Below are 981 nucleotides of genomic sequence, written 5' to 3'. Positions count from 1 at the left end.
GCTACGCTCGGTCATGAGACTGCGGCGAGCACTACCAGCACAATCATGCGGAAAACAGCACCATTGCAGGGCTGAACGGGGAAAAACGGCAAAAGACCTACTGCTCAAAAAAACGCCAGAAAGGCGCTGTTATCTGATATAGGCTATTTTCCGCTTTTCCAGTTTCGAATGGTTCGAGTAGAAACCTCCAACATCGCCGCAATAGCTTTCTGAGAATATCCATTCTCCAGCATACATAGCGCCATGAAACGCTTGTCATCGTAGGCTTCGCCTTTAGCGATGCCACCTTTCCTGCCTCTCTTGGCCTGTATTTCTGGCGTGTGCGTATCAGCCACATACTGTGCGAAAGTTTCCGCCGTGAAGTTCCTGTGCGTGTATTTCGCAATACTCTTGCCAATAGCCCGACATTCAGGAGGTGAAAGCGGAACGGGAAGCGATGCGTTGTACATTTCGACACGCTGAATCACGGCATCAAGCCACTGTGAGAATGCTGGCCAGCCCTGACGAATCGCCCTGTAAGCCCATTTGCGCGTCATTTCGAACAGATGGCAGTTTCGCCCCATCCCGTAATGTTTATCGATGCTACGGCGCGCTGAAGTGCTCAAATCGAGATAATCAGCCAGTTCATCGAGGGTATAGGCTTCCTCACGCCACTCCATCACCTGCCATTCCAGATGGAACGGATTTTTGCAAATCAGTCCGCTGTAGTTTACATCTGCGCCCAGTTTTTCACACAACGCACGTTCAATCGCGGCGGCGTATTTCAGCGCCTTAACCGAAGCATCAGGCGCGGTTCTCACGGCGATATTGAGTGCGTAGAGCAGGTGGGCGTGACCGTTCACGGGATTTTTTATGGTGATGTTCGGTGCGGGGGCGTTCAGGTCGCTCCAGTCAATCGCAGCCCCCTCGCGGTCAACGTCAAAAACCAGCCAGAACTGCGCATGAGGTTGGTTCTGCTGGATATACCGTGCAAGAAGCGCG

1 protein-coding gene is annotated in these 981 nt (G+C 52.5%); it reads right to left on the bottom strand.

Annotation, left to right across the window (positions count from 1 at the left end; genetic code table 11):
* Positions 1–143: 143 nt before the first annotated feature.
* A partial coding sequence (locus tag K0778_RS26390; protein WP_153520345.1) for a replication initiation protein occupies positions 144–981 on the bottom strand: 838 nt, incomplete at its 5' end.

This window comes from Escherichia sp. XD33 (genome assembly GCF_019375075.1).
Taxonomy (GTDB): domain Bacteria; phylum Pseudomonadota; class Gammaproteobacteria; order Enterobacterales; family Enterobacteriaceae; genus Enterobacter; species Enterobacter flexneri_A.
This window is presented reverse-complemented; position numbering and strand designations above follow the sequence as displayed.